Here is a 26,965-nt window from a genome sequence, read left to right as displayed (position 1 = left end):
GTGACCTGTGGCGTCTACCTGCTTTGAGGGATACATATGAAGCTTCAACAACTGCGCTACATCTGGGAAGTGGCGCACCACGACCTCAACGTTTCCGCGACCGCCCAAAGCCTTTACACCTCTCAGCCGGGTATCAGCAAACAGATCCGCCTGCTCGAAGACGAGCTGGGTGTCGAAGTCTTCGCCCGCAGTGGCAAACACCTGACCCGCGTCACGCCGGCCGGTGAACGCATCATCACCACGGCCGGCGAGATCCTGCGCAAGGTCGAGAGCATCAAGCAGATCGCCCAGGAATTCTCCAACGAGAAGAAAGGCACCCTGTCGATCGCCACCACCCACACCCAGGCGCGTTATGCCTTGCCGCCGGTGATCAGCAGCTTCATCAAGCAATACCCGGACGTGGCCCTGCACATGCACCAGGGCTCGCCGATGCAGATCGCCGAGATGGCCGCCGACGGCACCGTGGATTTCGCCATCGCCACCGAAGCCCTGGAGCTGTTCGGCGATCTGGTGATGATGCCGTGCTATCGCTGGAACCGTTGCGTGGTCGTACCCCAGGGACACCCGCTGACCAAGCTGCCGAAGCTGACCCTGGAAACCCTGGCCGAATACCCGATCGTCACCTACGTGTTCGGTTTCACCGGTCGTTCCAAGCTGGACGAGGCCTTCAGCCATCGCGGCCTGACCCCCAAGGTGGTCTTCACCGCGGCGGACGCCGACGTGATCAAGACCTATGTACGTCTGGGCCTGGGTGTCGGTATCGTCGCCAAGATGGCGGTGGATCCGGTGCTCGACAAGGACCTGGTGGTGCTCGATGCCAGCGAGTTGTTCGAGTCCAGCGTGACCAAGATCGGTTTTCGCCGTGGCACCTTCCTGCGCGGCTTCATGTGCGACTTCATCGAGAAGTTCGCGCCGCACCTGACCCGTGAAGTCATGGCCAAGGCTATCCAGTGCCACAACAAGCAGGAACTGGAGGAGCTGTTCGACGGTGTCGAGCTGCCGGTTCACTGAGTCGCCCGGACATGAAAAAGCCCCGACTGGTTCGGGGCTTTTTTGTGCGCGTTGGAATGCGATCGTGAAGGCTACGCGGTCCCTGTGGGAGCCGGCTCGGACGTCAGCTCTTGGCGATCAGGTTGCCGGCATGCAGGCCGCATTCCTTCTGCGTGGCTTCTTCCCACCACCAGCGGCCTTCGCGCTCGTGCTGGTTCGGCAGCACCGGACGGGTGCAAGGCTCGCAGCCGATGCTGATGAAGCCGCGTTCGTGCAGGCTGTTGTATGGCAGTTCGAGCATGCGGATATAACCCCAGATCTCCTCGCTGGTCATCTGTGCCAGCGGGTTGAACTTGTACAGGGTGCGTTCCGGGGTGGAGAAGGCGCTGTCGATTTCCAGCACCGCCACCTGGCTGCGGGTGCCCGGGCTCTGGTCGCGACGCTGGCCGGTGGCCCAGGCGCTGACGCCGGACAACTTGCGCCGCAGCGGCTCGATCTTGCGGATGCCGCAGCATTCGCCATGGCCATCCTTGTAGAAGCTGAACAGGCCTTTTTCCTTGACGAAGGGCTCGAGCTGGGTGTGATCCGGTGAGACCAGTTCGATGTCGATCTTGTAGTGCTCGCGTACCTGATCGATGAAACGGTAGGTTTCCGGGTGCAGGCGGCCGGTGTCGAGGCTGAAGACCTTGACGTTCTTGTTCAGTTTCCAGGCCATGTCCACCAGCACCACGTCTTCCGCGCCGCTGAAAGATATCCACAGGTCGTCGCCAAACTGGGCAAAGGCCAGCTTGAGGATGTCCTGGGCGGACTTGTTGGCGTATGTCGCGGCGAGTTCAGCGACGTCGAACGGTTGGCTCATCAGGCGGTTCCTACGGTCAGTGGCGCTTTGCGCTCGAATAGAGATGATAGTAACAAAATCCTTCAGTCTCGGCCCCATGGTCCTACACGGTCCACTTGTGGGAGCCGGCTTGCTGGCGAGAGGCCCTTGAGCCTTGTGGTGCCTATCCGGTCGCCATCGCCGGCAAGCCGGCTCCTACAGGTTTTGCAGGGTATCGAGCAACACCTTCACCTTGGTGATGGATTCCTGGTATTCCGCCTGCCAGTCGGAGTCGGCGACGATACCGCCGCCGCCCCAGCAGCTGACCTGTCCGTCCTTGACCAGCAGGCTGCGGATGGCGATGGAACTGTCCATCTCGCCACGCACATCCAGGTACAGCAGCGAACCGCAATACAGCGCCCGCCGGGTCGGCTCCAGCTCGTCGATGATCTGCATGGCGCGGATCTTCGGTGCGCCGGTGATCGAGCCGCCGGGGAAGCTGCCGGCGATCAGGTCAAGGGCGTCGCGGTCGTCGGCCAGGGTGCCGGTCACGCTGCTCACCAGATGATGCACGTTGGGGTAGCTCTCCAGGCTGAACAGTTCCGGCACCTGTACCGAACCGATACGGCAGGTACGCCCGAGGTCGTTGCGCAGCAGGTCGACGATCATCAGGTTTTCCGCCCGGTCCTTGCTGCTGGCCAGCAGTTCGGCGGCGTTGGCGGCGTCCTCGCGAGCATCGCGGCCGCGCGGGCGGGTGCCCTTGATCGGTCGTGTCTCGACCTGCCGCTGGCTGACCTTGATGAAGCGCTCCGGCGACAGGCTGAGCACCGCGCCATGCTCGGGCAGGCTCTGGAAACCGGAGAAGGGCGTCGGGCAGGCGGCGCGCAGGGCGCAATAGGCGATCCACGGATCGCCCTGGCAGGCCGCCCGGAAGCGCTGGGCGAAGTTGACCTGGTAGCAGTCGCCGGCCTGGATATAGTGCTGGATACGTTCGAAGGCCTGGCGGTAGTCCGCGGCCTCGAGGTCCGCGGTCATCGGGCCGTTCAGGTGAAATTCGGTACTGTCGTGGCCGACCGGTTGGCTGAACAGCCGGATCAGCCGTTCGCGCTCGGCGGACTCGACGCTGGGATGGAAGACCAGCTGGCTGCTGCCTTGCTGGTGATCGCTGATCAGGGCCCAGGCGTACAGGCCGAAACGCGCATCGGGCAGTTGCAGGTCGTCCCGGGCCTGCGCGGGCAGGCTTTCCAGGTGCCGGCCGAAATCGTAGCTCAGGTAGCCGATCAGGCCGCCGGCAAAGGGCAGTTCGCAAGCCGCGGGGAGTTGCGCCTCGCCCAGTCGGGCCAGGTTGTCCCGCAGGCGTTGCAGGAACGCCTCGCCGCGTTCGTTCGGCAACACCGCCAGTTGCTCCAGCGGCCAGGCGCTGAGCAGGTCGTAGCGCCCGCGCTCGGCGGCGGGGCGGCCACTGTCGAGCAGCACCGCACCAGGCGCATGGCGAATCGCCGCGAAGTAATGGGCGGGATTGGCGTGGTAGGGCAGCGGATGTACGGTGCAGGTCAGCATGGGGGGCGGGTCAGTCATGGAAGCGCGGTGCGCGATTGTAGTCCCCTGCCTGCATTGCTCCTAGAGGTATGTCGCGGGATCGATGGCTGGCGCCGGTGGTGTGCGGACCTTGGGAGGGCTGGCGTCGACCGACGGTACGTGGCCGAACAACGCCTGGACGAAGCGCACCCGTTCCTCCGGTGTTTCGCTGATGCCCGCGGCGGCCAGTTCCGCCAGGCGCGCCTCCACGGCATGGGTGCGATGGGTCAGGCCGCAGTCGTTGGCGATCTGGATATTCAACCCGGGACGGGCGTTGAGCTCGAGGATCAGCGGGCCCTTGTCCTGGTCCAGCACCATGTCCACGCCGATATAGCCCAGGCCGCAGAGCTCGAAGCAACCGGCCGCGAGCTTCATGAAGCCGTCCCAGTTCGGCAATTGCACACCGTCTACCGGGTGCATGGTATCCGGGTGCTTGCGGATGATGTTGTTCTGCCAGGTGCCGCGCAGGGTGATACCGGTCGCCAGGTCGATGCCCACGCCAATGGCGCCCTGGTGCAGGTTGGCCTTGCCGTGGGAGTGGCGGGTCGGCAGGCGCAGCATGGCCATCACCGGATAGCCCATCAGCACGATGACGCGGATGTCCGGCACGCCTTCATAGCTGATGCGCTTGAAAATCGGGTCGGGGATGACCCGGTATTCGATCAGTGCCCGGTCGCGGTGTCCGCCCAGGGAATACAGGCCGGTGAGGATGCTGGAGATCTGGTGCTCGATTTCGCCGTGGCTGAGGATGCGCCCGGAGATCGAGCGATAGCGGCCCTCGAAGCGATCGGCGATCACCAGGATGCCGTCGCCGCCGGCGCCCTGGGCCGGCTTGATGACGAAATCGCTGCGCCCGCCGATGATCGAATCGAGCTGGTCGATTTCCTTTTCCGTGGAGATCACCCCGTACATTTCCGGTACATGGATGCCGGCGGCCATGGCCCGCTCCTTGGTGATGATCTTGTCGTCGACGATGGGGTAGAGGCTGCGCTTGTTGTACTTGAGCACATAGTCCGCATTGCGCCGGTTGATCCCCATGATGCCGCGGGCTTCCAGGGCTTTCCAGGTTTTCCACAGGCCGAACATCAGTTGTGTTCCTTCAGGAACGCCTTGAAGCGCACCAGTTCGGTCAGGCGGTAACCGCGATAACGTCCCATCGCCAGCATGAAGCCCACCAGGATCAGCAGGATCGCCGGGAAGGTGAACACGAAGTAGATCAGCTCCGGCACCGTCATGATCAGGTGTGCCAGGGACGCCGCGAACAGCGTGCCGATGGCGACCTTCAGGGCATGGCTGGCGCCGCGCTCTTCCCAGGTGATGGACAGGCGCTCGATGGTCATGGTCAGGATCACCATCGGGAACAGCGCCACCGACAGGCCGCGCTCCAGGCCCAGCTTGTGGCTGAACAGGCTGATGGCGGCGATCAGCACCACGACGAAGGTCAGTACCACCGACAGCCGCGGCAGCATCTGCAGTTTCAGGTGTTCCAGGTACGAGCGCAGCGACAGCCCCAGGGCGGTGATCAGGGTGAACAGCACGATGCCGAAGCCCAGCTGGGTTTCGCGGAAGGCCAGGGCGATCAGCACCGGGGTGAAGGTGCCGAGGGTCTCAAGGCCGACCAGGTTGCGCAGGATCAGGATCACCAGCACGCCGATCGGGATCATCACCATGACCATGAAGGTCTGCTGGGTTTGCAGCGGCAGGCCGTAGAGCGAATATTCGAGGAAGTTGGCGTCGGAGTTCTCGTCGGTCAGCTTGGCCAGGCGGATCGCGTTCATCTCGCTGTTGTTCAGGCTGAAGGTGACCCCGGCCTTCTTGCCGCCCTCGACGGCGATCAGGTTGTCGGGGCCGGTCCACCACAGCAGGCGGTCGGGCGGCAGGCCCTGTTCGCCGGTGTCCGGGTTGAAGTACAGCCAGTCGCTGCCGCTGAAGCTGCGTAGCCAGAGTTCCGGGGTCTGCGGCTGGTCGGCCTCCAGGCGGAGGGTGTGGGCCCGTTCCATCGGCACGTGGGCGATGGACAGCAGCAACTCGATGATCTGCGCCTTGTGCGGGGTCGACGGATCGCCCGCCAGCAGCAGCTTGACGTTGTCATCGCCAAGGTTGTTGACCCGCTTGATGGTCTCGCCGATGAAGGTCTCGACATCCGCCGAGTGCTGGCGGATGGGGGCGAGCAAGGCCTCGGCGGCGATTTTCTCCGGGCCTTCGACGGCCATGCTGTCGCGGAAGGTCGGGCCCTTGACCTTGGGTTTCTCGCCGGTATAGCGCTTGGTCAGCACCAGGCGGTAATACAGCGTCTGCTTGCCACTGACCCGCCGCGCCGACCAGGTGACCTTGCGGTTGCCGTCGGCACGGTTGACGCTCACCCCATAGTTGTTGGAAATGAAGCTCTCGTTGAGGCTGACGTAGTCGCGGCTCAGGGGCGGCACGAACATCTGGATCTTCACCGGTTCCTTGGTGTTGGCGACGAACTCGACCTTGGCGTCGATGTTCCACAAGTCGTCCGTGGCATCCTCGGTGACCGGAATACCCAGCACGAAAATCTGATAGGCCGTGACCGAAACCCCCAGTAGCACCAGCACGGCGATCAGGATTTTCAGGTGGAGGGTGAGAGAACGCATTCGGATTACTCGGCGGTATGAGCGTCGTGGCTGCAGGCGGGTTTGCCGGCGGCGTATTTGAGGCTGGGGTCGACCAGCGCATCGAAGCGCTTGAGTGCCTCGGAGCCGATCAGCAGCGGGTACTGGAAGCTGCTGCGGTCGGTCAGGTTCACTTCGATGCTGCGTAAAACGCTGCCCATGCAGATCTCCAGGGTGATCACCGGCCGCGCGGTATAGGCGTTGCCCTCGTCCGGGTCATAGTCGCCGGCGCGGCGCTTGATCTTGCTGACGCGGGCCAGGGGCTGTTCGATCGGGTGCGAATGCGCGGTGTCTATCGCCAGGTAGAAGCGCACCCAGCTTTCACCGTTGCGCTTGAAACGGTGGATGTCGCGGGCGCTGAGAGAGGCGGTCTTGGCGCCGGTGTCGAGCTTGGCCGGCACTTGCAGATCGATCCCGGCCAGGTGGGCGTACTCGTTCAGGCCGTACACCGTCTTCTCTGTCGCAAGGCTCATGCCAGGCAGACAAAACAGGCAGAGAAGCAGTAGGGGGAAAGGCTTGAGTCTCATAAATCCTGGCGCGTATCGAGCAATCTTGATTCAAGGGGACTGGCAATATCGCGCAAACATCCTCGTACGTCTGTCGGAAAAATAGGACAGGCCGCGCATCGGCGGATGCGCGCGGCATTCTAGCATGCTGGTTTTATGGCGCCAGCATCGGGCGCCCCCCTTGTCGGATAGGCCGGTGTTGGTTGCCCGAGCCTGGCGACCCACCTTGGGGGTCTTAGACTATTGTCGACAATACCAATTAATTCTTTGACTGATTCGCTCGTATTGGCTAGTTTTGGCGCCATTGATGGATGAGGTGTCGACAATATGCTGCAAGAGCTGGAGCCGCCGGTGACTGCCCAGGACGATTCGGAAACCTTGTCCGAGAACGTCTTCCGGCGTATTCAGGCGGCGATCGTCAAGGGCGAGATCGCCCCTGGCAGCAAGATCTCGGAGCCGGAACTGGCGCGCACCTACGGCATCAGTCGCGGCCCGCTGCGCGAGGCCATTCACCGCCTGGAGGGCCAGCGCCTGCTGGTGCGCATTCCCCATGTCGGTGCCCGGGTGGTGTCCCTCAGCCAAGCCGAATTGATCGAACTCTATGAAATCCGCGAGTCCCTCGAAGGCATGGCCTGTCGCCTGGCGGCCGAGCGCATGACCGTCGAGGAAATCGAGGAATTGCGACAGGTTCTCAATACCCATGAGCGCGACGCGGCGTTCCAGGCCGGAGTCGGCTATTACCAGCAGGAAGGCGATTTCGACTTCCACTATCGGATCATCCAGGGGGCCGGCAACCGCACCCTGACCCAGATGCTCTGCGGTGAGCTGTACCAGTTGGTGCGCATGTACCGCATCCAGTTTTCCGTCACCCCCAACCGGCCACGCCAGGCATTCGCCGAGCACCATCGGATTCTCGACGCCATCGCCGATCGCGATGGCGAGTTGGCCGAACTGTTGATGCGCCGCCATATCGGCGCATCGAAACGCAATATCGCGCGTCATTACCAGGACGCCGCCAAACCGACAGCTACCCAGCGAGGTGAGTCATGAGTCAGGGTTCCAACAAGAGCACGCCCGGTCAGCGTTTTCGCGATGCGGTCGCCAGCGAACATCCCTTGCAAGTGGTCGGCGCGATCAACGCCAACCACGCCTTGCTGGCCAAGCGCGCCGGCTTCAAGGCCATCTACCTGTCCGGTGGCGGCGTTGCGGCCGGCTCCCTCGGGTTGCCGGACCTGGGCATCACCGGCCTGGATGACGTGCTCACCGATGTGCGCCGCATCACCGATGTCTGCGACCTGCCGCTGCTGGTGGATGTCGACACCGGCTTCGGTGCCTCGGCGTTCAACGTGGCGCGCACGGTCAAGTCGATGATCAAGTTCGGCGCGGCGGCGATCCATATCGAGGACCAGGTCGGCGCCAAGCGTTGCGGCCATCGTCCGAACAAGGAAATCGTCACCCAGCAGGAAATGGTCGACCGCATCAAGGCGGCGGTGGATGCCCGCACCGACGACAGCTTCGTGATCATGGCGCGTACCGATGCCCTGGCCGTGGAAGGCCTGGAGTCGGCCTTGGAACGTGCCGCCGCGTGCATCGAGGCCGGTGCCGACATGGTGTTCCCGGAAGCCATCACGGAGCTTGAGATGTACAAGCTGTTCGCCAGCCGGGTGAAGGCGCCGATCCTGGCCAACATCACCGAGTTCGGTTCGACGCCGCTGTACACCACCGAACAGCTGAAGTCCGCCGATGTGTCCCTGGTGCTGTATCCACTGTCGGCGTTCCGTGCCATGAACAAGGCGGCGGAAAACGTCTACACCGCGATTCGCCGTGACGGCACCCAGCAGAACGTGATCGACACCATGCAGACCCGCATGGAGCTTTACGATCGTATCGACTACCACACCTTCGAGCAGAAGCTCGATGCGTTGTTTGCCCAGAAGAAGGGCTGAGGCCTGACTACCCTGAGTTGCCGGGTCCCTAATAAATTCAAGAATTGGAGAGAGCAATGGCTGAAGCAAAAGTACTGAGCGGTGCCGGCCTGCGTGGCCAGGTCGCCGGACAAACCGCCCTGTCCACCGTCGGCCAGGCCGGTGCCGGCCTGACCTACCGTGGCTACGACGTGCGTGAACTGGCCGCCGAGGCGCATTTCGAGGAAGTCGCCTACCTGCTGCTGTACGGCGAGCTGCCCACTGCCACCGAACTGGCGGCCTACATGGGCAAGCTGCGTACCCTGCGTGACCTGCCCCAGGCGCTGAAAGAGGTGCTGGAGCGGATTCCCGCCGACGCCCACCCGATGGACGTGATGCGCACCGGTTGTTCCTTCCTGGGCAATATCGAGCCCGAAGGCGACTTCTCCCGCCAGCATGAAGCCACCGACCGGCTGCTGGCCGCGTTCCCGGCGATCATGTGCTACTGGTATCGCTTCAGCCACGAAGGCAAGCGCATCGACTGCGTGACCGACGAGGCTTCGATCGGCGGCCACTTCCTGCACCTGCTGCACGGCAAGGCGCCGAGCGAGCTGCACCGCAAGGTGATGGATGTGTCGCTGATCCTCTACGCGGAGCACGAGTTCAACGCCTCGACCTTCACCGCGCGGGTCTGTGCCTCGACCCTGTCCGACCTGTTCTCCTGCGTCACCGCCGCCATCGGTTCCCTGCGTGGCCCGCTGCACGGCGGCGCCAACGAGGCGGCGATGGAAATGATCGAGCGTTTCGGCTCGCCGCAGGAGGCCGTCGAAGGCACCCTCGGCATGCTGGCGCGCAAGGACAAGATCATGGGCTTCGGCCATGCGATCTACAAAGACAACGATCCGCGTAACGAAGTGATCAAGGGCTGGTCGAAGAAACTCGCCGATGAAGTCGGTGACACCGTGCTGTTCGCGGTCTCCGAAGCTATCGACAAGACCATGTGGGAGCAGAAGAAGCTGTTCCCCAATGCCGACTTCTACCATGCCTCGGCGTACCACTTCATGGGTATCCCGACCAAGCTGTTCACGCCGATTTTCGTCTGCTCGCGCCTGACCGGCTGGGCCGCGCACGTGTTCGAGCAGCGCGCCCACAACCGCATCATCCGTCCGAGCGCCGAGTACATCGGCGTCGAGCAGCGCAAGTTCGTGCCAATCGAACAACGCTGATCAAGAAGGCGTAAACCGTTTCAAGGGGCTGTGACGGGCCGAATTTGTGGCGAGTGGGCTTGCCCGCTCGCCACAGGTCGCTGTCCGGCTCCGGAGGGTTTGCCGTCTGCTGTTGACCTTACCGTGATCGAGTCCCAGACCATGAATAGCCAATACCGCAAATCGCTGCCCGGCAGCCACCTGGATTTCTTCGACGCCCGTGCGGCGGTCGATGCCATCCAGCCCGGGGCCTACGACGGCCTGCCTTACACCTCCCGGGTCCTCGCCGAGAACCTGGTACGGCGCTGCGACCCGGCGACACTGAGCGATTCCCTGAAGCAACTGATCGAGCGCAAGCGCGACCTGGATTTCCCCTGGTTCCCGGCCCGCGTGGTCTGCCATGACATCCTCGGCCAGACCGCCCTGGTGGACCTGGCCGGCCTGCGCGATGCCATCGCCTCCCAGGGCGGCGACCCGGCCCAGGTCAACCCGGTGGTACCGACCCAACTGATCGTCGACCACTCCCTGGCCGTGGAGTGCGGCGGCTTCGACCCGGACGCCTTCACCAAGAACCGCGCCATCGAAGACCGCCGCAACGAAGACCGCTTCCACTTCATCGACTGGACCAAGAAGGCCTTCAAGAACGTCGACGTGATCCCGCCGGGCAACGGCATCATGCACCAGATCAACCTGGAGAAAATGTCGCCGGTGATCCAGGCGCGTGACGGCGTGGCCTTCCCCGACACCTGCGTCGGCACCGACAGCCACACGCCCCACGTCGATGCGCTGGGGGTGATCGCCATCGGTGTCGGCGGCCTGGAAGCCGAGAGCGTGATGCTCGGCCGGGCGTCCTGGATGCGCCTGCCGGAAATCGTCGGCGTCGAGCTGACCGGCAAGCTGCAAGCGGGCATCACCGCCACCGACATGGTGCTGGCGCTGACCGAGTTCCTGCGCAAGCAGAAAGTGGTCGGGGCGTATCTGGAGTTCTTCGGTGAAGGTGCCTCCGCCCTGACCCTGGGCGATCGCGCGACCATTTCCAACATGGCCCCGGAATACGGCGCCACGGCGGCGATGTTCTACATCGACCAGCAGACCATCGACTACCTGAAACTCACCGGGCGCGAAGACGAGCAGGTCAAGCTGGTGGAAACCTACGCCCGGCACACCGGTCTCTGGGCCGATAGCCTGAAAGGCGCGGACTACGAGCGGGGACTGAGCTTCGACCTGTCCTCGGTGGTGCGCAACATGGCCGGCCCCAGCAATCCCCATGCCCGCGTTGCCACCCGCGACCTGGCGGCCAAGGGCATTGCCGGCCAGTGGATGGAGGTGCCGGGGCAGATGCCCGACGGCGCGGTGATCATCGCCGCCATCACCAGTTGCACCAACACCAGCAACCCACGCAACGTCATCGCCGCCGGCCTGCTGGCACGTAACGCGAACAAGCTGGGCCTGACCCGCAAACCGTGGGTCAAGTCGTCGCTGGCGCCGGGCTCCAAGACCGTGGCGCTGTACCTGGACGAAGCCGGGCTGACCGACGAGCTGGAGCAACTGGGCTTTGGCGTCGTGGCCTTTGCCTGCACCACCTGCAACGGCATGTCCGGTGCGCTGGATCCGGTTATCCAGCAGGAAATCATCGACCGCGACCTCTACGCCACCGCCGTGCTGTCGGGTAACCGCAACTTCGACGGGCGCATCCATCCGTACGCCAAGCAGGCCTTCCTGGCCTCGCCGCCGCTGGTGGTGGCCTACGCGATTGCCGGTACCATCCGTTTCGATATCGAGAAGGACGTGCTCGGCCTGGCCCCCGATGGCAAGGAAATCCGCCTCAAGGACATCTGGCCGAGCGACGAGGAAATCGACGCGGTGGTCAAGGCCTCGGTGAAGCCGGAGCAGTTCCGCAAGGTCTACATTCCGATGTTCGCCGTCCACGAGGACACCGGCCCCAAGGTCACGCCACTGTACGACTGGCGGCCGATGAGTACCTACATCCGTCGTCCGCCGTACTGGGAAGGCGCCCTGGCCGGTGCGCGGCCGCTCAAGGGCATGCGCCCGCTGGCGGTGCTGCCGGACAACATCACCACCGATCACCTGTCGCCGTCGAACGCCATCATGCTCGATAGTGCGGCCGGCGAGTACCTGGCGAAAATGGGCCTGCCGGAGGAGGACTTCAACTCCTACGCGACTCACCGGGGTGACCATCTCACCGCACAACGCGCCACCTTCGCCAACCCGAAACTGTTCAACGAAATGGTCCTGGAAAACGGCAAGGTCAAGCAGGGTTCCCTGGCGCGGGTCGAGCCGGAAGGCCAGGTCATGCGCATGTGGGAAGCCATCGAAACCTACATGGAGCGCAAGCAGCCGCTGATCATCATCGCCGGTGCCGACTACGGCCAGGGCTCGTCCCGTGACTGGGCGGCCAAGGGCGTGCGCCTGGCCGGCGTCGAGGCGATTGCCGCCGAAGGCTTCGAGCGTATCCACCGCACCAACCTGGTGGGCATGGGCGTGTTGCCGCTGGAGTTCAAGCCGGGGACCGATCGCAAGACCCTCGGCATCGACGGCACCGAGACCTTCGACGTGATCGGCGAGCGTACGCCGCGGGCGACCCTGACCCTGGTGATCCAGCGCCAGAACGGCGAGCGGGTCGACGTCCCGGTGACCTGCCGCCTGGATACCGCCGAAGAAGTCTCGATCTATGAGGCCGGTGGTGTCTTGCAACGCTTTGCCCAGGACTTCCTTCAATCGGCCACGGCTGGCTAGACGACGTGCCGGGGCGGCTGTCCGCCCCGGCCCTGACAGGACACGATTTCATGGCTCATGCAGCGCAAATCAGGATTCCCGCCACCTACATGCGTGGCGGCACCAGCAAAGGGGTGTTCTTCAACCTCAGCGCCCTGCCCGAAGCGGCACAACTGCCCGGCGCGGCGCGGGACGCGTTGTTGTTACGGGTGATCGGCAGCCCCGATCCCTATGAAAAGCAGATCGACGGCATGGGCGGGGCGACCTCCAGCACCAGCAAGACGGTGATCCTGTCCAAGAGCATCAAGGCCGATCACGATGTCGATTACCTGTTCGGCCAGGTCTCCATCGACAAGCCGTTTATCGACTGGAGCGGCAACTGCGGCAACCTGTCGGCGGCGGTCGGTTCGTTCGCCATCAGTGCCGGTCTGGTGGCTGCCGAGCGGATTCCGCGCAATGGTGTGGCGGTGGTACGGATCTGGCAGGTGAATATCGGCAAGACCATCATCGCCCATGTGCCGATCACCGAGGGCCAGGTGCAGGAAACCGGTGACTTCGAACTCGACGGCGTGACCTTTCCGGCGGCTGAAGTGCAGCTTGAGTTTATGGACCCGGCGGCCGAGGAAGAGGGGGCGGGCGGTTCGATGTTCCCCACCGGCAACCTGGTGGACGACCTGGAAGTGCCGGGAGTGGGCACCTTCAAGGCGACGATGATCAATGCCGGGATTCCGACAATCTTCGTCAACGCGGCGGATATCGGCTATACCGGTACCGAGTTGCAAGGCGATATCAACGGCGACCCCAAGGCCCTGGCGATGTTCGAGACGATCCGTGCCTACGGGGCGGTGCGCATGGGCCTGATCCAGCGCATCGACGAGGCGGCCACGCGCCAGCACACGCCGAAGGTGGCGTTCGTCGCGAAGCCCGCCAGCTACACCGCGTCGAGCGGCAAGCCGGTGGCGGCGGCCGATCTGGACCTGCTGGTGCGGGCATTGTCCATGGGCAAGCTGCACCACGCGATGATGGGCACCGCGGCGGTGGCCATCGGTACGGCGGCGGCGATTCCCGGTACGCTGGTGAATCTGGCGGCCGGTGGCGGCGCGCGCAGCGCGGTGCGTTTCGGGCACCCGTCGGGCACCTTGCGGGTGGGCGCGCAGGCCACCCAGGTCGATGGCGAATGGACCGTGGTCAAGGCCATCATGAGCCGCAGTGCGCGCGTCCTGATGGAAGGTTGGGTGCGCGTGCCAGGGGAGTGAAGCGAAGATGAGCGCCAATGTCGATCTGAACGAGCGCCCTGATTACGATCAGGTCCTGCAGGACATCGCCGATTATGTACTCGATTACCGGATCGAGTCGGCGGAAGCGCTGGACACCGCGCGCAATTGTCTGATCGACACCCTCGGCTGCGGCCTGTTGGCGCTACGCTTTCCCGAGTGCACCAAGCACCTGGGGCCGCTGGTCGAGGGCACCGTGGTGCCCTTTGGCGCCCGGGTGCCGGGAACGAGCTTTCGCCTCGATCCGGTCAAGGCCGCCTGGGACATCGGCTGTATCGTCCGCTGGCTCGATTACAACGACACCTGGCTGGCGGCCGAATGGGGCCATCCTTCGGATAACCTCGGTGGGATTCTCGCGGTCGCCGATCATCTGTCGCAGAAGCGCGTCGCCAACGCTGAAGCACCGCTGACCGTGCGTACCGTGCTGGATGCCATGATCATGGCTCACGAGATCCAGGGCGTGCTCGCGTTGGAGAACTCCTTCAATCGGGTCGGCCTCGACCATGTGCTGCTGGTGAAAGTCGCCTCCACCGCGGTCACCGCCAAACTGATGGGTGCCAGCCGTGAACAGCTGCTGGCGGCGCTGTCCCATGCGTTTGTCGACGGCCAGGCCCTGCGCACCTATCGCCACGCGCCGAATGCCGGTTCGCGTAAGTCCTGGGCGGCGGGCGATGCGACCAGTCGTGGCGTTCGCCTGGCGGATATCGCCCTGCGCGGGGAAATGGGCATTCCGGGGGTGTTGAGCGCGCCGCAATGGGGCTTCTACGACGTGCTGTTCAGCCACACCAACAAGGACCTGGCACTCAAGCCCGAAGACCAGCGCGCCTTCAGCCTTTCCCAGCCGTACGGCAGCTACGTCATGGAGAACGTGCTGTTCAAGATCAGTTTTCCGGCCGAATTCCATGCCCAGACCGCGTGTGAGGCGGCGGTGATGCTGCACCCACAAGTCAGCAACCGCCTGGATGAGATCGACAAGATCGTGATTACGACTCACGAGTCGGCGATTCGCATCATTTCCAAGGTCGGCAAGCTGGCCAACCCCGCCGACCGCGACCATTGCCTGCAGTACATGACGGCGGTGCCGCTGGCCTTCGGCAACCTGGTGGCCGAGCACTATGAAGATGATTTCCACGCAGCCCATCCGATCATCGATGTGTTGCGCGAGAAGATGGTGATCGTCGAAGAGCCGCGTTACAGCCGGGAATACCTGGAGGCCGACAAGCGTTCGATCGCCAATGCCGTGCAGGTGTTCTTCAAGGACGGCAGCAGTACCGCGCAGGTGGCGGTCGAATACCCGATCGGCCATCGCCGCCGCCGGGCCGAGGGCATTCCGTTGCTGGAGGACAAGTTCAAGGCCAATCTGGCGACGCGCTTCACTGCCCAGCGCAGTGCCGAGATCCTGGCCCTGTGCAAGGACCAGGCGCGGCTGGAAGCGACGCCGGTGCAGCGCTTCATGGATCTGTTCGTAATCTAGGCGGGGCGGGTCATTCCCGCGCAGGAACGGTCGGAACGCCACCCTTGTGGGAGCCGGCTTGCTGCGGGCGGCGTTCCGACGATGAGGCCCGTGAGCCTTGCATCGCCTGATCGGCCGCTATCGCCAGCAAGCCGGCTCCCACAGTGACCGCGCTCGGCGTTACTTGAAACGCCGCTCCACGCCTTTCTCCACGAGGATCTTCGCGGAAATCTCTTCCACCGAGAAATGCGTGGAATTGATATGGGCGATGTTCTCCCGGCGGAACAGGTTTTCCACCTCGCGCACTTCGAACTCGCATTGGGCATAGCTGGAATAGCGGCTGTTGGGCTTGCGCTCGTTGCGGATCGCGGTCAGTCGGTCCGGGTCGATGGTCAGGCCGAACAGCTTGTGCCGGTGGGCACGCAGGGCCGACGGCAGTTGCAGGCGCTCCATGTCGTCCTCGGTCAGCGGGTAGTTGGCCGCGCGGATACCGAATTGCATCGCCATGTACAGGCAGGTCGGGGTCTTGCCGCAGCGCGACACGCCCACCAGGATCAGGTCGGCCTGGTCGTAATAGTGGGTACGGGCGCCGTCGTCGTTGTCCAGGGCGAAGTTCACCGCCTCGATGCGCTCCATGTAGTTGGAGTTGCCGCCGATGGAGTGGGACTTGCCCACCGAGTAGGACGAGTGCTCGCTCAGTTCCTGTTCCAGCGGGGCGAGGAAGGTGGAAAAGATGTCGATCATGAAACCATTGGAGGTCGCGAGGATCTCACGAATATCCTGGTTGACGATGGTATCGAAGATGATCGGGCGAAATCCGTCCTGTTCGGCGGCGATATTGATTTGTTGCACCATGGCCCGCGCCTTGTCCACGCTGTCGATGTAGGGACGGATGAATTTGGCGAAGGTAATGTTTTCGAACTGCGCCAGCAGGCTTTGACCCAGGGTTTCGGCGGTGATACCGGTACCATCGGAGATAAAGAAAGCAGATCGTTTCATTTGCGCCTTGGGCCTTAAGCTGGTGACGATTCTTGGATATGATAGGCGCGGTTTGCACGCCAGGAACGGCTGGCATTCTCACTTATTTTCCAGGTCCAGGCCACCGAGCGGATCAACCTGCCCATAGAGCAGCCCCGCTCCTGAGCTTTTCCAACACAGTTAGTGGAGAGATCACCTTGGTAGAGTACGTAGTTTCCCTCGATAAGCTCGGCGTCCATGATGTGGAGCACGTAGGGGGCAAGAACGCATCCCTGGGCGAGATGATCAGTAACCTCGCGGGTGCCGGTGTATCGGTCCCCGGCGGCTTTGCCACTACGGCTCAGGCGTATCGTGATTTTCTTGAGCTCAGTGGCCTGAACGACCAGATCCATGCGGCGCTGGACGCGCTGGATGTGGATGACGTCAACGCCCTGGCCCGAACCGGCGCTCAGATCCGCCAGTGGATCATGGAGGCCGAGTTCCCCGAGAAGCTCAACAGCGAGATCCGCGCGGCCTTCGCCACGCTGTCGGCGGGCAACCCGGACATGGCCGTGGCCGTGCGTTCCTCGGCCACCGCCGAAGACCTGCCGGACGCCTCCTTCGCCGGCCAGCAGGAAACCTTCCTGAACATCCGCGGCGTGGAAAACGTCATCCGCGCGGCCAAGGAAGTCTTCGCCTCGCTGTTCAACGACCGTGCCATTTCCTACCGCGTGCACCAGGGCTTCGATCACAAGCTGGTGGCCCTGTCCGCCGGTGTCCAGCGCATGGTGCGTTCGGAAACCGGTACCGCCGGCGTGATGTTCACCCTCGACACCGAGTCGGGCTTCCGTGACGTGGTATTCATCACCGGCGCCTACGGCCTGGGTGAAACCGTCGTACAGGGTGCGGTGAACCCGGACGAGTTCTACGTGCACAAGGGCACGCTGCAAGCCGGTCGCCCCGCCATCCTGCGCCGCAACCTGGGCAGCAAGGCGATCAAGATGATCTACGGCGACGAGGCCAAGGCCGGTCGTTCGGTCAAGACCGTCGACGTCGACAAGGCCGACCGCGCGCGCTTCTGCCTCAGCGATGCCGAAGTCAGTGAACTGGCCAAGCAGGCGATGATCATCGAGAAGCACTACCAGTGCCCGATGGACATCGAGTGGGCCAAGGACGGTGACGACGGCAAGCTGTACATCGTCCAGGCTCGTCCGGAAACCGTGAAGAGCCGCACCCAGGCCAATGTCATGGAGCGCTACCTGCTCAAGGAAACCGGCACCGTGCTGGTGGAAGGGCGTGCCATCGGCCAGCGTATCGGCGCCGGCAAGGTGCGGATCATCCGCGACGTGTCCGAGATGGACAAGGTCCAGGCCGGTGACGTGCTGGTCTCCGACATGACCGACCCGGACTGGGAACCGGTGATGAAGCGCGCCAGCGCCATCGTCACCAACCGTGGCGGGCGGACCTGCCACGCGGCGATCATCGCCCGTGAGCTGGGGATCCCGGCGGTGGTCGGTTGCGGCAACGCCACCCAGCTGCTGAAGGACGGCCAGGGCGTCACCGTTTCCTGCGCCGAAGGCGACACCGGCTACATCTTCGAAGGCGAGCTGGGCTTCGACGTGAAGCAGAACTCCGTCGATGCCATGCCTGAGCTGCCGTTCAAGATCATGATGAACGTCGGCAACCCGGACCGTGCCTTCGACTTCGCCCAGTTGCCGAACGCCGGTGTGGGCCTGGCCCGCCTGGAGTTCATCATCAACCGCATGATCGGCGTGCACCCCAAGGCGCTGCTGAACTACGCGGGCCTGCCGCCCGAGCTCAAGGACAGCGTCGACAAGCGCATCGCCGGTTACGACGATCCGGTCGGCTTCTATGTCGAGAAGCTGGTGGAAGGCATCAGCACCCTGGCGGCGGCCTTCTGGCCGAAAAAGGTCATCGTGCGCCTGTCGGACTTCAAGTCCAACGAATACGCCAACCTGATCGGCGGTAAGCTCTACGAGCCGGAAGAAGAAAACCCGATGCTGGGTTTCCGTGGCGCCTCGCGCTACATCAGCGAGTCTTTCCGTGACTGCTTCGAACTCGAATGCCGCGCCCTCAAGCGCGTGCGCAACGACATGGGCCTGACCAACGTCGAAATCATGGTGCCTTTCGTCCGTACCCTGGGCGAAGCCAGCCAGGTGGTCGACCTGCTCGCCGCCAACGGCCTGGCCCGTGGCGAGAATGGCCTGCGCGTGATCATGATGTGCGAGTTGCCGTCCAACGCGATCCTGGCCGACGAGTTCCTCGAGTACTTCGACGGTTTCTCCATCGGTTCCAACGACCTGACCCAGCTGACCCTGGGCCTGGACCGCGACTCCGGGATCATCGCGCACCTGTTCGACGAGCGTAACCCGGCGGTGAAGAAGCTGTTGTCCAACGCCATCCAGGCTTGCAACAAGGCCGGCAAGTACATCGGCATCTGCGGCCAGGGGCCTTCCGACCACCCGGACCTGGCGCTCTGGCTGATGGAGCAGGGCATTGAAAGCGTGTCGCTGAACCCGGATTCCGTGCTGGAAACCTGGTTCTTCCTGGCCGAGGGGCAGGCGCCGGCCTGACGGGGCGCCGCCGGCTCTCTTCTGTGGGAGCCGGCTTGTCGGCACGCCGCACCGCGGCGATAGCGTCCTTGAGGACGGTAAAAGCATTGCTGGCAAGCCCGTTTCCTACAGACTTATGTCGTAAATAGAATCTGTGTCCTATGTTGTAAAATCCAATTTGCAGGGCGAGTCCACATGGGTCGCCCTTTTTTGTTCAAGAGCCTTATGCAAAGCAGCAGCAATCTTTTTCCGGTGGCGTTGATCAGCGCCGAGCGTCGCGGCGATCTGTGTGAAGACGTCTACCGTTTGAAGCCGGGCAACAGCCCCGACGGTACGGTCGAACTGGCGGTCACCCGCCTGGGCCTCGCCGATGAGCCGCAGGCGCGGGGTGTGCCGGTGGTCCTGTTGCATGGCAGCTTTTCCAACCGGCGTTTCTGGTATTCCGCCAAAGGCATCGGCCTGGGTGCCTATCTGACGCGACTCGGGTTCGATGTGTGGATTCCGGAAATGCGCGGTCACGGGCTGTCGGCGCGTAACCAGGACTATCGGCGCAATCGCGTGGCTGATTACGCCCGTTATGACCTGCCGGCCATCGCCGCGTTCGTGCGTGAGCAGAGCGGGCAGGTTCCCCACTGGATCGGTCATTCCCTGGGGGGCATCACCCTGGCGGCGGCCCTGGGCGGTCAGTACCTGGGCGCGCCGGCGGTCGCCTCGGCGGCGTTTTTCGGTTGCCAGGTCAGTCGCACCTACTGGCCCCTGAAAATTCCGCCGGTGGAGTGGGGCGGTCGCTTGCTGCTCAGGCGCTTTGCCCATTTGTCCGGTTCGCGTCTCAAGCGCGGCCCGGAGGACGAGCCCATCGGCCTGGCCCTGGAAGGCCTGCGCTGGTATGGCCTGTTCGGGCGTTTCCGGGATGCCGAGCGGGACTGGTGGGGTGGCCTGGCGGAAGTCGAGGTGCCGGTGCTGGCGGTGAGTGCGGTGGGTGATCATCAGGACCCGACCTGGGCCTGTCGCAAGCTGTTCGAGCAGATCGGATCGTTGCACAAGCACTTTCTCTGCCTGGGGCGGGAACAGGGTTTCAGCTCGGATTTCGGTCATGTCGAGATGCTGGTCAGCAAGCCGGCGCAGGCTGAAGTCTGGCCGCGGGTGGCCGATTGGCTGCGGGATCAGCAGGCCTTCCTGCTCCGTGAGTCAGCCGTCGTTCAGGAAACGGCCTGACAAGGGCATTCCGCTAATGGGTGGTAAAAGGCTAAGATATGACGCATTGAGCGTTTTGGGTCATTGTCTAAACATTCGACCGGGGGCAAGCGTTTCATCTTGTAGCGCGACCTGCGAAGTCTGGCATTCTCGATTCCATCTACAGGAGTTTACTCATGGATCATTACATCACCCCCGACCTGTGCGACGCCTATCCGGAGTTGGTGCAGGTGCTTGAGCCGATGTTCAGCAACTTCGGTGGCCGCGACTCCTTCGGTGGCGAGATCGTGACCATCAAGTGCTTCGAGGACAACTCCCTGGTCAAGGACCAGGTTGAGCTCAATGGCCGGGGCAAGGTGCTGGTGGTCGATGGCGGTGGTTCCCTGCGCCGTGCCCTGCTGGGCGATATGCTGGCCGAGAAGGCGGCGAAAAACGGCTGGGAAGGGTTGGTGATCTACGGTTGCATCCGTGATGTCGACGTGATCGCCCAGACCGACCTGGGGGTGCAGGCCTTGGCCAGTCATCCGATGAAAACCGACAAGCGCGGCATTGGCGATCTCAATATTCCGGTCACCTTTGCCGGTGTGACCTTTCGCCCGGGCGAGTATATCTACGCGGACAACAACGGTGTGATCGTTGCGCCGAGCCCGCTGAAGATGCCTGAGTAAATTTTTGCAACACAATGGGGTAAGGATGTTCGCGGAAGAAAACGCGCAGTGGGGGCTGGTCCATGCCCTGGTGCTGGATGGTAAGGGCGGTGCACGCGCGATTGCTCGCACGGACTTGGATGATCTGCAATTGCGGCCAGAGGAAAGCCTCTGGCTGCACTGGGATCGCAGCCACCCGCAGACCCATGCCTGGTTGCGCACATCCAGTGGCTTGAGCGAATTCAACTGCGATCTGCTGCTGGAAGAAAATACCCGGCCACGCCTGCTGCCCTTGCCTGATAGCGAGCTGCTGCTGTTTCTGCGCGGGGTCAATCTCAACCCCGGTGCCGAGCCCGAAGACATGGTCTCGGTGCGGGTCTTTGCCGCGCACCAGCGGGTGATTTCCCTGCGTTTGCGACCGTTGCGCGCGACCGATGAGCTGCTGGTGCAGCTGGAGCAGGGCAAGGGGCCGAAAAACGCCGCCGAACTGATTCTCTACATCGGGCAGTACCTCACCTTGAAGGTGCAGGACCTGGTCAGTGACCTCTCGGAAGTGGTCGATGACGAGGAAGAAAAGATAGATGCCGACGAACGGTATAATCCCGAGCACGGCGCCATTGTGCAGATACGTCGTCGAGCGGCCGGGCTGAAACGTTTCCTTGCGCCGCAGCGGGACATCTTCGGTCAATTGAGCCGGATCAAGCTGCCGTGGTTCGCCGATGAAGATGCCGGTTACTGGAACGAATTGAACAACAGCCTGACCCGTTACCTGGAAGAGCTCGAATTGACCCGCGAGCGCGTGGGGCTTGTGCTTGAGGCCGAGGAGCGGCGCCTGAACGTGCGCATGAACAAGACCATGTACCGCTTCGGGATCGTCACCGGGATCTTCCTGCCGATGAGTTTCCTGACCGGCCTGCTGGGGATCAACGTCGGCGGTATTCCGTTGTCCGGCAACCCCTACGGTTTTGTCATCGCCTGTCTGCTGATCGTCGCCGTTGCCATCGGACAATGGTGGCTTTTCCGCCGTTTGCGCTGGGTGTGAAACATGTTTGATGTGACCTGCAAAAAAATGATCGCGTCTTTCACAGATATACCGAGAGGTGCGTATGCACGATCCGTTCGAACAATCTCTGCGTGACATGCTCAAGGCCTCGCCGTCCACCCGTGACGACGACGCTTGCCTGGGGCGGGTCCTGAAAACCGCCAACCGGCAGGTCGGCGCCGGTGATCTCTTCACGCTGCTGGGCCATTGGCTGCAGGCGCTGATGATCGCCTTGAACAACGGATCGGCCCATGTTGCGCCGGTCTCCCGTCGTACCCCTATTGCTCGCTCCGCGGATAAGGCTGACTGAATATGGAACTTGACCTCTGGACCCAGAGTCTCGTCACGGCAATGACTGCCTTGTGGACCAAAGTCGCGAACTTCATCCCCAACCTGTTCGGGGCGCTGGTGGTGGTACTGCTGGGGTTCGTGGTGGCCAAGCTGCTGGACACCCTGTTGTCCAAGCTGCTGGCCAAGCTGGGGCTGGATCGCCTGATGGGCGGTACCGGATTGACCAAGCTGTTGAGCCGTGCCGGCCTCCAGGTGCCGATTTCGACGCTGGTGGGCAAGATCGTCTACTGGTTCATTTTGCTGATTTTCCTGGTTTCTGCTGCGGAATCCCTTGGACTTGAGCGAGTTTCAGCTACGCTCGACATGCTGGCCCTGTATTTGCCGAAGGTGTTCGGCGCGGCCCTGGTGTTGCTGGTGGGGGTTTTGCTGGCCCAGGTGGTCAGCGGGCTGGTGCGCGGCGCGGCCGAAGGGGTCGGTCTGGATTACGCTTCGGGTCTGGGCCGGATCGCCCAGGGCCTGGTGATTATTATCAGTATTTCGGTGGCGATCAGTCAGCTGGAGGTCAAGACCGACCTGCTGAACCATGTGATCGTCATCGTGCTTATTACCGTTGGTCTGGCGGTTGCGCTGGCCATGGGGCTGGGCAGTCGGGAAATCGCCGGGCAGATTCTTGCGGGAATCTATGTGCGTGAGTTGTATCAGGTTGGGCAACAAGTGCGAGTGGGAGAGGTCGAAGGACAGATCGAAGAGATCGGCACGGTCAAGACGACATTGCTGACCGATGAGGGTGAGCTAGTCTCTCTCTCCAATCGGATCCTGCTGGAGCAGCATGTCAGCAGCCGCTAACCCGGCAAACCCTGCTAATCTATGCCGCCGCAAAATAGCCCGCAGCCGTTTGGGCTGCGGCGGACATTGACCTGACTGTCGGCCCGACTCGTTTTGAATAAAGCCCAATCGCTCTCCATGCGCTACGACCCCCGCGAACTCACCGATGAGGAGTTGGTGGCGCGCGCGCATACCGAGCTGTTCCATGTGACCCGCGCCTATGAAGAGTTGATGCGGCGCTATCAACGAACCTTGTTCAGCGTTTGTTCAAGGTATTTGGGGAACGAACGCGACGCGGATGATGTCTGTCAGGAAGTGATGTTGAAGGTGCTGTATGGCCTCAAGAACTTTGAGGGTAAATCGAAGTTCAAGACATGGCTATATAGCATCACGTACAACGAGTGCATTACGCAGTATCGCAAAGAGCGCAGGAAGCGGCGCTTGATGGATGCCTTGAGTCTCGACCCCCTTGAGGAGGCGTCTGAAGAGAAGACGCCGAAGCCCGAGGAGAAGGGTGGACTAGATCGATGGTTAGTGCATGTGAACCCAATTGACCGGGAAATTCTGGTGCTACGTTTTGTCGCAGAGCTGGAGTTTCAGGAGATTGCCGACATCATGCACATGGGCTTGAGCGCCACGAAAATGCGCTATAAGCGGGCCCTTGACAAATTGCGTGAGAAATTTGCGGGTATCGCTGAAACTTAGTTCAGCGCAAATGTCTCTTACGTGTAGGCAAGTTCTGCTACACTTGCCGCCGAGTTGTCCCCCGGTTTGCGGGACTGCTATACAATCACCAGATGGGGATTTAACGGATGAAACTGAAAAACACCTTGGGCTTGGCCATTGGTTCTCTCATTGCCGCTACTTCGTTCGGCGCACTGGCACAAGGTCAAGGCGCGGTCGAAGGTGAAGCGTTCTGGGGCAAAACCTGGAACCACAGCGTCGATTCCTACCAGAACGGTCGCACACCTGGCGTCTCGATCGGCTACTTCCTGACCGACGACGTTTCGGTGAACCTGACCTACCGTAAGGACGAGTACACCCGTTCGGACGCCGACACTGGCAACCAGCGTATCCGCGGTGACCACTTCGGTCTGAAGTCCCAGTACCACTTCGGTCAAGTCGGCGACATGTTCCGTCCGTATGTTGAAGGTGGCGTGTCCCACGGCAGCATGAGCAACGTCGTTGCTGACGGTCACACTGGCCGTGACGGTTCGACCTACCTGACCACCGGTGCCGGTGTGAAGATGTACATCACCGACAACCTGTACGCTCGTGCCGGCGGTGAAGCCGACTACAAGCTGGACAACGGTCGTTGGGACTACCAGGCTCTGATCGGCCTGGGCGTGAACTTCGGTGGCAGCGGTGGCAAGGTAGCTCCGGCTCCAGCGCCTGCTCCAGAGCCGGCTCCAGCTCCAGTGGCTGAATCCGCTCCAGCTCCAGAAGTTGTTAAAGTCCAGCTGGACGTGAAGTTCGACTTCAACAAGGCTGTGGTCAAGCCTAACAGCTACGGCGACGTGAAGAGCCTGGCTGACTTCATGAAGCAGTACCCAAAAACCACTACCCAGGTTTCGGGTCACACTGACAACGTCGGTCCTGACGCTTACAACCAGAAGCTGTCCCAGAAGCGTGCTGACGCTGTGAAACAAGTTCTGGTCAAAGACGGCGTTCGTGCTGACCGCATCACCTCGGTTGGCTACGGCAAAACCCGTCCAGTGGCTGACAACGCCACTGAAGCTGGCCGCGCGATGAACCGTCGTGTAGAAGCTTCCGTAGAAGCCCAAGCTCAGTAATTAGCTTGCGGTAAGAAAAAGCCCGGCTTAGGCCGGGCTTTTTTTCGCCTGCGATTTGAGCTTGGCGCGGCCACCGACCTGCACTTTTGCGCTTTCGGATGTCCGTTCATCAGATTTTCATCATGATTGGCTGGCGCGGCCCGGCCATCATCGCACTGCTCAATAAGAACGAGACGGGGCGCAGCGTGCAGATCGATGAACTATCCGCGACCAGGTGTCCGGAATGGCTATGTGGCGAACAGGTGGTGCAGGTACAGGCGGGGGAGGCCGGTGTGTGCCTGGCCCATGAAGAGGCGAACGTGTCCTGGTGCCTGCCGGCGCGCTGGCAGGGCTTGCTGGTGGCGCGGGGCATGCTGCGGGTCATTGACGGTGGTTTGCTCGCCGAGCGCCCCGTGGAGGCCAGCCTGGTCAAGCTGCAGGTGTTTATCGACCAGGGCATGAGCTTCGAGCGGGCGCGATCCGCCGCCGCGCCCTGGGCGGCCTTGTCCCTGGCCTCGGGGATATCGGCAAGCCGGACCCTGCTGGAGTCCTGGTATATCGAGTGCGCCTTGCGCGGTGATCCCGCCTATCAACGCTTTGCCGAAGTCTTGCGGCAAAGTCCGGACTACTGGCTGGTGCGTTTTCTCCTGGAGCAAGGCACCGCCAGCGAGAAACTGATCGGCCTGGCCAAGCGTTATGGCGTGTCGGTCTCGCACTTTCGACGTTTGTGCCATCAGGCCCTGGGTTGTGCGGCCAAGCCCGAGTTGCGCGACTGGCGGACGGCCAAGGCCCTGCTGAGCATGATTGGCAGCGAGTGTTCGTTGACCGATGTGGCGCTGGAGTTCGGTTATGCCTCTTCGTCGCACTTTTCCAAGGAGGTGCGTGAATTGCTGGGGGTGGCGCCCAGTCGCCTCTGCGATATCCAGGCCTCCATGGGCTCGATGGTCTCGTGACAGTCAAGACGTCAGCCACTGGCGTGTTCCTCGGGAGTGTGGCGATGAGTGGCCCGAAAGAGGCGCTCAAGGAGATGAGCGAAAGCGGCAACGAACAGGTGCAGGGACTCTATGCCCACGCCTGCCGGTTCCAGGAGCAAGGACGCCTGGAGGAGGCGGAAAAACTCTTCCGTTTCCTGTGTATTTACGACTTTTACAACAGCCATTACTGGATGGGACTGGCGGCGGTCTATCAGGTCTCGGGGCGCTATCGCAAGGCCATCGAGCTCTATGCGGTGGCGTTTGCCCAGGACCGGGACGACTACCGGCCGATGTTCTATACCGGCGAGTGCCAGCTGGCGCTCGGGGCGCACGCCAAGGCCAGGGACTGTTTTGAATATGTGCTCGAGCAGGCGGCTCACGGCGAGCTGCCCCGGCGCTCGCGGGCCTATCTCGAGGATTTGAGCGCGGGTGCCATTCAGTGATGGCCGGGCAGGGGATTCGGAAAATGAAAAGATGAGTTACCTGGATCCGGGAGGGTGTGACTATTTTATCGAGCAGCAGGTGATGGTGTTGCTGGCCGAGCATTTTTCAGTGTCGCGCAGAAAGATCCGCTTCGAGTCGAGAATGCTGGAAGACCTGGGTATCGACGAGGCGGATCTTGCCGAGCTGGTGGGGCGGTTCAATGCGGCGTTCGGTATCGAGCTGTCGGTCGCTGAGGCTGTTCGCTGGCGTACCGTGGCGGATATGTGCCGCTGTGTAGGAAACGCCCGTGGAGCGCGCGGGGAGCGGCGAAATCTCCTGCTTTGAGGCGCAGTGTGCGTGGGCGAATTGCGCTAAGGCCTGTAGGTTTTATCGAGTCTTAAGCCTTGCTGAATATTCCTTTTTTATGCGGGAAATGTCCTACCGACATGGCTCTGTGTGAATTCCTATAGTCGTTGCGTTCCTCGTGAGTAAGCCCTTTTCCCGGGTTTATTTTTGAATGGTCGTACATCTCTATAGAGGATTGCGTCGAGGTTATGGACAGCGCCACTGGAAAGGCTCCGAGACATGCCTTCGTCTTTGGTCAATGGATATTGCAAAGCGATGGAAACCTGGTGACCCGCGGCCGGGACATTCATCTGCCGCCCAAGGAGTTGCAGGTGCTGCGCCTGTTGCTGGGCTCAGCTGGAAGGCTGGTGACCAAGGATCATTTGCTCGACAGTGTCTGGCCAGGCATGGACGCTGCCGAGGAGTCGCTGACACGCTGTATCTATGTGCTGCGCAAATTGCTGGAGGAGAGCAAGAGTTACATTGTCACTGTCTACGGAAGGGGCTATCGCTTCACTGCGCCGGTCGTGCCATTGGTGCCCGGCCTGATTGAGCCGGCGGAGCAGATGGCCGCCTGTGCCGAGCCCTGGGATGCGTTGCAGTTGGCCGATACCTGGCTGGCGTTGTCGATGTTGGGGTTGTGTGACCGGGGCGCGGGCGTCGAGCAGGCGCGTGCGGCAGTGGCCCGGGTCCTTGAACGGGAGGCCGGCAATCACCAGGCCCTGGCCCGCCTGGCCCTGGTGACCAGCCTGCAGGGCTGCGGCGATGCGACACGCGTGCCGCCTTGCCGGTGATCCGCGGCGGTGCTGCGCCTATGGTTTTT

At 62.4% G+C, this 26,965-nt stretch carries 24 protein-coding genes and 1 pseudogene; 19 read left to right on the top strand and 6 right to left on the bottom strand.

Translation table 11 applies throughout. The features are described from left to right. The first annotated feature begins 36 nt into the window (after window positions 1–36). Window positions 37–1,011 (top strand): HTH-type transcriptional regulator CysB, encoded by a 975-nt coding sequence (gene cysB, locus UCMB321_RS08900; RefSeq protein ID WP_040065465.1) that lies wholly within the window; start codon window positions 37–39, stop codon window positions 1,009–1,011. Window positions 1,012–1,114: 103 nt separating this feature from the next. Here the strand turns inward: cysB and UCMB321_RS08895 are convergent, their stop codons facing one another. The 5 genes and pseudogenes from UCMB321_RS08895 to rloA all read right to left on the bottom strand — a co-directional run bounded on the left by UCMB321_RS08895 (window position 1,115) and on the right by rloA (window position 6,548). Then, complete coding sequence (locus UCMB321_RS08895; RefSeq protein ID WP_040065463.1) at window positions 1,115–1,849, bottom strand: phosphoadenylyl-sulfate reductase; 735 nt, start codon at window positions 1,847–1,849, stop codon at window positions 1,115–1,117. A 174-nt stretch (window positions 1,850–2,023) separates the two neighbouring features. Beyond that, a complete protein-coding gene (gene pabB / locus UCMB321_RS08890) occupies window positions 2,024–3,367 on the bottom strand; it encodes an aminodeoxychorismate synthase component I (protein ID WP_040065461.1) in 1,344 nt (447 codons plus the stop codon). A 135-nt stretch (window positions 3,368–3,502) separates the two neighbouring features. Then, window positions 3,503–4,471 (bottom strand): annotated as a pseudogene (locus UCMB321_RS08885) (alpha-L-glutamate ligase-like protein); the annotation flags it as partial. Beyond that, window positions 4,471–6,003 (bottom strand): osmotic stress tolerance membrane protein RloB, encoded by a 1,533-nt coding sequence (gene rloB, locus UCMB321_RS08880; protein WP_040065460.1) that lies wholly within the window; start codon window positions 6,001–6,003, stop codon window positions 4,471–4,473. The gene rloB and the pseudogene UCMB321_RS08885, both read right to left, overlap by 1 nt. A 5-nt stretch (window positions 6,004–6,008) precedes the next feature. Beyond that, window positions 6,009–6,548 carry a retropepsin-like aspartic peptidase RloA gene (gene rloA / locus UCMB321_RS08875; protein ID WP_040065457.1) on the bottom strand — a complete coding sequence of 180 codons (540 nt, stop codon included), beginning with the start codon at window positions 6,546–6,548 and terminating at the stop codon, window positions 6,009–6,011. A 306-nt stretch (window positions 6,549–6,854) separates the two neighbouring features. Between rloA and UCMB321_RS08870 the strand changes: the two genes are divergently transcribed. From UCMB321_RS08870 to prpD, 6 genes are all read left to right on the top strand, one after another. Then, entirely contained in the window at window positions 6,855–7,577 is a 723-nt protein-coding gene (locus tag UCMB321_RS08870; protein WP_040065455.1) for a GntR family transcriptional regulator, read from the top strand. After that, window positions 7,574–8,473 (top strand): methylisocitrate lyase, encoded by a 900-nt coding sequence (gene prpB, locus UCMB321_RS08865; protein WP_040065454.1) that lies wholly within the window; start codon window positions 7,574–7,576, stop codon window positions 8,471–8,473. The genes UCMB321_RS08870 and prpB overlap by 4 nt, the downstream gene beginning before the upstream one ends. 56 nt (window positions 8,474–8,529) lie before the next feature. Continuing rightward, window positions 8,530–9,657, top strand: coding sequence for a bifunctional 2-methylcitrate synthase/citrate synthase (gene prpC / locus UCMB321_RS08860; protein ID WP_040065453.1), 1,128 nt, complete (start codon window positions 8,530–8,532; stop codon window positions 9,655–9,657). A 141-nt stretch (window positions 9,658–9,798) separates the two neighbouring features. Then, a complete protein-coding gene (acnD, locus tag UCMB321_RS08855) occupies window positions 9,799–12,393 on the top strand; it encodes a Fe/S-dependent 2-methylisocitrate dehydratase AcnD (protein WP_040065552.1) in 2,595 nt (864 codons plus the stop codon). A 50-nt stretch (window positions 12,394–12,443) separates the two neighbouring features. Further along, window positions 12,444–13,628, top strand: coding sequence for a 2-methylaconitate cis-trans isomerase PrpF (gene prpF / locus UCMB321_RS08850; protein WP_040065452.1), 1,185 nt, complete (start codon window positions 12,444–12,446; stop codon window positions 13,626–13,628). 7 nt (window positions 13,629–13,635) lie between these two features. After that, entirely contained in the window at window positions 13,636–15,120 is a 1,485-nt protein-coding gene (prpD, locus tag UCMB321_RS08845) for a 2-methylcitrate dehydratase (protein ID WP_040065451.1), read from the top strand. A gap of 159 nt (window positions 15,121–15,279) precedes the next feature. On the opposite strand, the gene ppsR is transcribed toward prpD, so the two are convergent. Next, window positions 15,280–16,098, bottom strand: coding sequence for a posphoenolpyruvate synthetase regulatory kinase/phosphorylase PpsR (ppsR, locus tag UCMB321_RS08840; RefSeq protein WP_040065450.1), 819 nt, complete (start codon window positions 16,096–16,098; stop codon window positions 15,280–15,282). Window positions 16,099–16,274: 176 nt separating this feature from the next. Here ppsR and ppsA point away from each other — a divergent pair, with 176 nt between their 5' ends. From ppsA to UCMB321_RS29450, 12 genes are all read left to right on the top strand, one after another. Beyond that, window positions 16,275–18,650 (top strand): phosphoenolpyruvate synthase, encoded by a 2,376-nt coding sequence (gene ppsA / locus UCMB321_RS08835; RefSeq protein WP_040065449.1) that lies wholly within the window; start codon window positions 16,275–16,277, stop codon window positions 18,648–18,650. Window positions 18,651–18,854: 204 nt separating this feature from the next. Next, entirely contained in the window at window positions 18,855–19,844 is a 990-nt protein-coding gene (locus UCMB321_RS08830) for an alpha/beta fold hydrolase (protein WP_040065448.1), read from the top strand. Window positions 19,845–19,999: 155 nt separating this feature from the next. After that, entirely contained in the window at window positions 20,000–20,491 is a 492-nt protein-coding gene (rraA, locus tag UCMB321_RS08825; RefSeq protein WP_040065447.1) for a ribonuclease E activity regulator RraA, read from the top strand. Between the two features lie 25 nt (window positions 20,492–20,516). Next, complete coding sequence (locus UCMB321_RS08820; protein ID WP_040065446.1) at window positions 20,517–21,512, top strand: zinc transporter ZntB; 996 nt, start codon at window positions 20,517–20,519, stop codon at window positions 21,510–21,512. Between the two features lie 58 nt (window positions 21,513–21,570). Then, window positions 21,571–21,822: a CrfX protein gene (locus tag UCMB321_RS08815; RefSeq protein WP_209437147.1), complete on the top strand. Its 252-nt coding sequence runs from the start codon at window positions 21,571–21,573 to the stop codon at window positions 21,820–21,822. Window positions 21,823–21,824: 2 nt separating this feature from the next. Continuing rightward, complete coding sequence (locus tag UCMB321_RS08810; protein WP_040065444.1) at window positions 21,825–22,649, top strand: mechanosensitive ion channel family protein; 825 nt, start codon at window positions 21,825–21,827, stop codon at window positions 22,647–22,649. A 93-nt stretch (window positions 22,650–22,742) separates the two neighbouring features. Beyond that, window positions 22,743–23,333, top strand: a complete 591-nt coding sequence (sigX, locus tag UCMB321_RS08805) for an RNA polymerase sigma factor SigX (protein ID WP_157015878.1) — start codon at window positions 22,743–22,745, stop codon at window positions 23,331–23,333. A gap of 107 nt (window positions 23,334–23,440) precedes the next feature. Further along, a complete protein-coding gene (locus UCMB321_RS08800; protein ID WP_040065442.1) occupies window positions 23,441–24,421 on the top strand; it encodes an OmpA family protein in 981 nt (326 codons plus the stop codon). Between the two features lie 122 nt (window positions 24,422–24,543). Continuing rightward, window positions 24,544–25,353, top strand: a complete 810-nt coding sequence (locus tag UCMB321_RS08795; RefSeq protein ID WP_084614851.1) for a helix-turn-helix domain-containing protein — start codon at window positions 24,544–24,546, stop codon at window positions 25,351–25,353. Window positions 25,354–25,397: 44 nt separating this feature from the next. Beyond that, window positions 25,398–25,817, top strand: a complete 420-nt coding sequence (locus UCMB321_RS08790; RefSeq protein WP_052451107.1) for a SycD/LcrH family type III secretion system chaperone — start codon at window positions 25,398–25,400, stop codon at window positions 25,815–25,817. 31 nt (window positions 25,818–25,848) lie between these two features. Further along, a complete protein-coding gene (locus tag UCMB321_RS08785) occupies window positions 25,849–26,142 on the top strand; it encodes an acyl carrier protein (RefSeq protein ID WP_040065441.1) in 294 nt (97 codons plus the stop codon). 287 nt (window positions 26,143–26,429) lie between these two features. Further along, on the top strand, window positions 26,430–26,936 hold the full coding sequence (locus UCMB321_RS29450) for a winged helix-turn-helix domain-containing protein (protein ID WP_245220754.1): 507 nt from the start codon (window positions 26,430–26,432) through the stop codon (window positions 26,934–26,936). Window positions 26,937–26,965: the final 29 nt, after the last annotated feature.

The sequence above is a fragment of the Pseudomonas batumici genome, assembly GCF_000820515.1.
Lineage (GTDB): Bacteria > Pseudomonadota > Gammaproteobacteria > Pseudomonadales > Pseudomonadaceae > Aquipseudomonas > Aquipseudomonas batumici.
The sequence above is the reverse complement of the archived record's forward strand: the minus strand, read 5'-3'. Positions and strand labels throughout refer to the sequence as shown.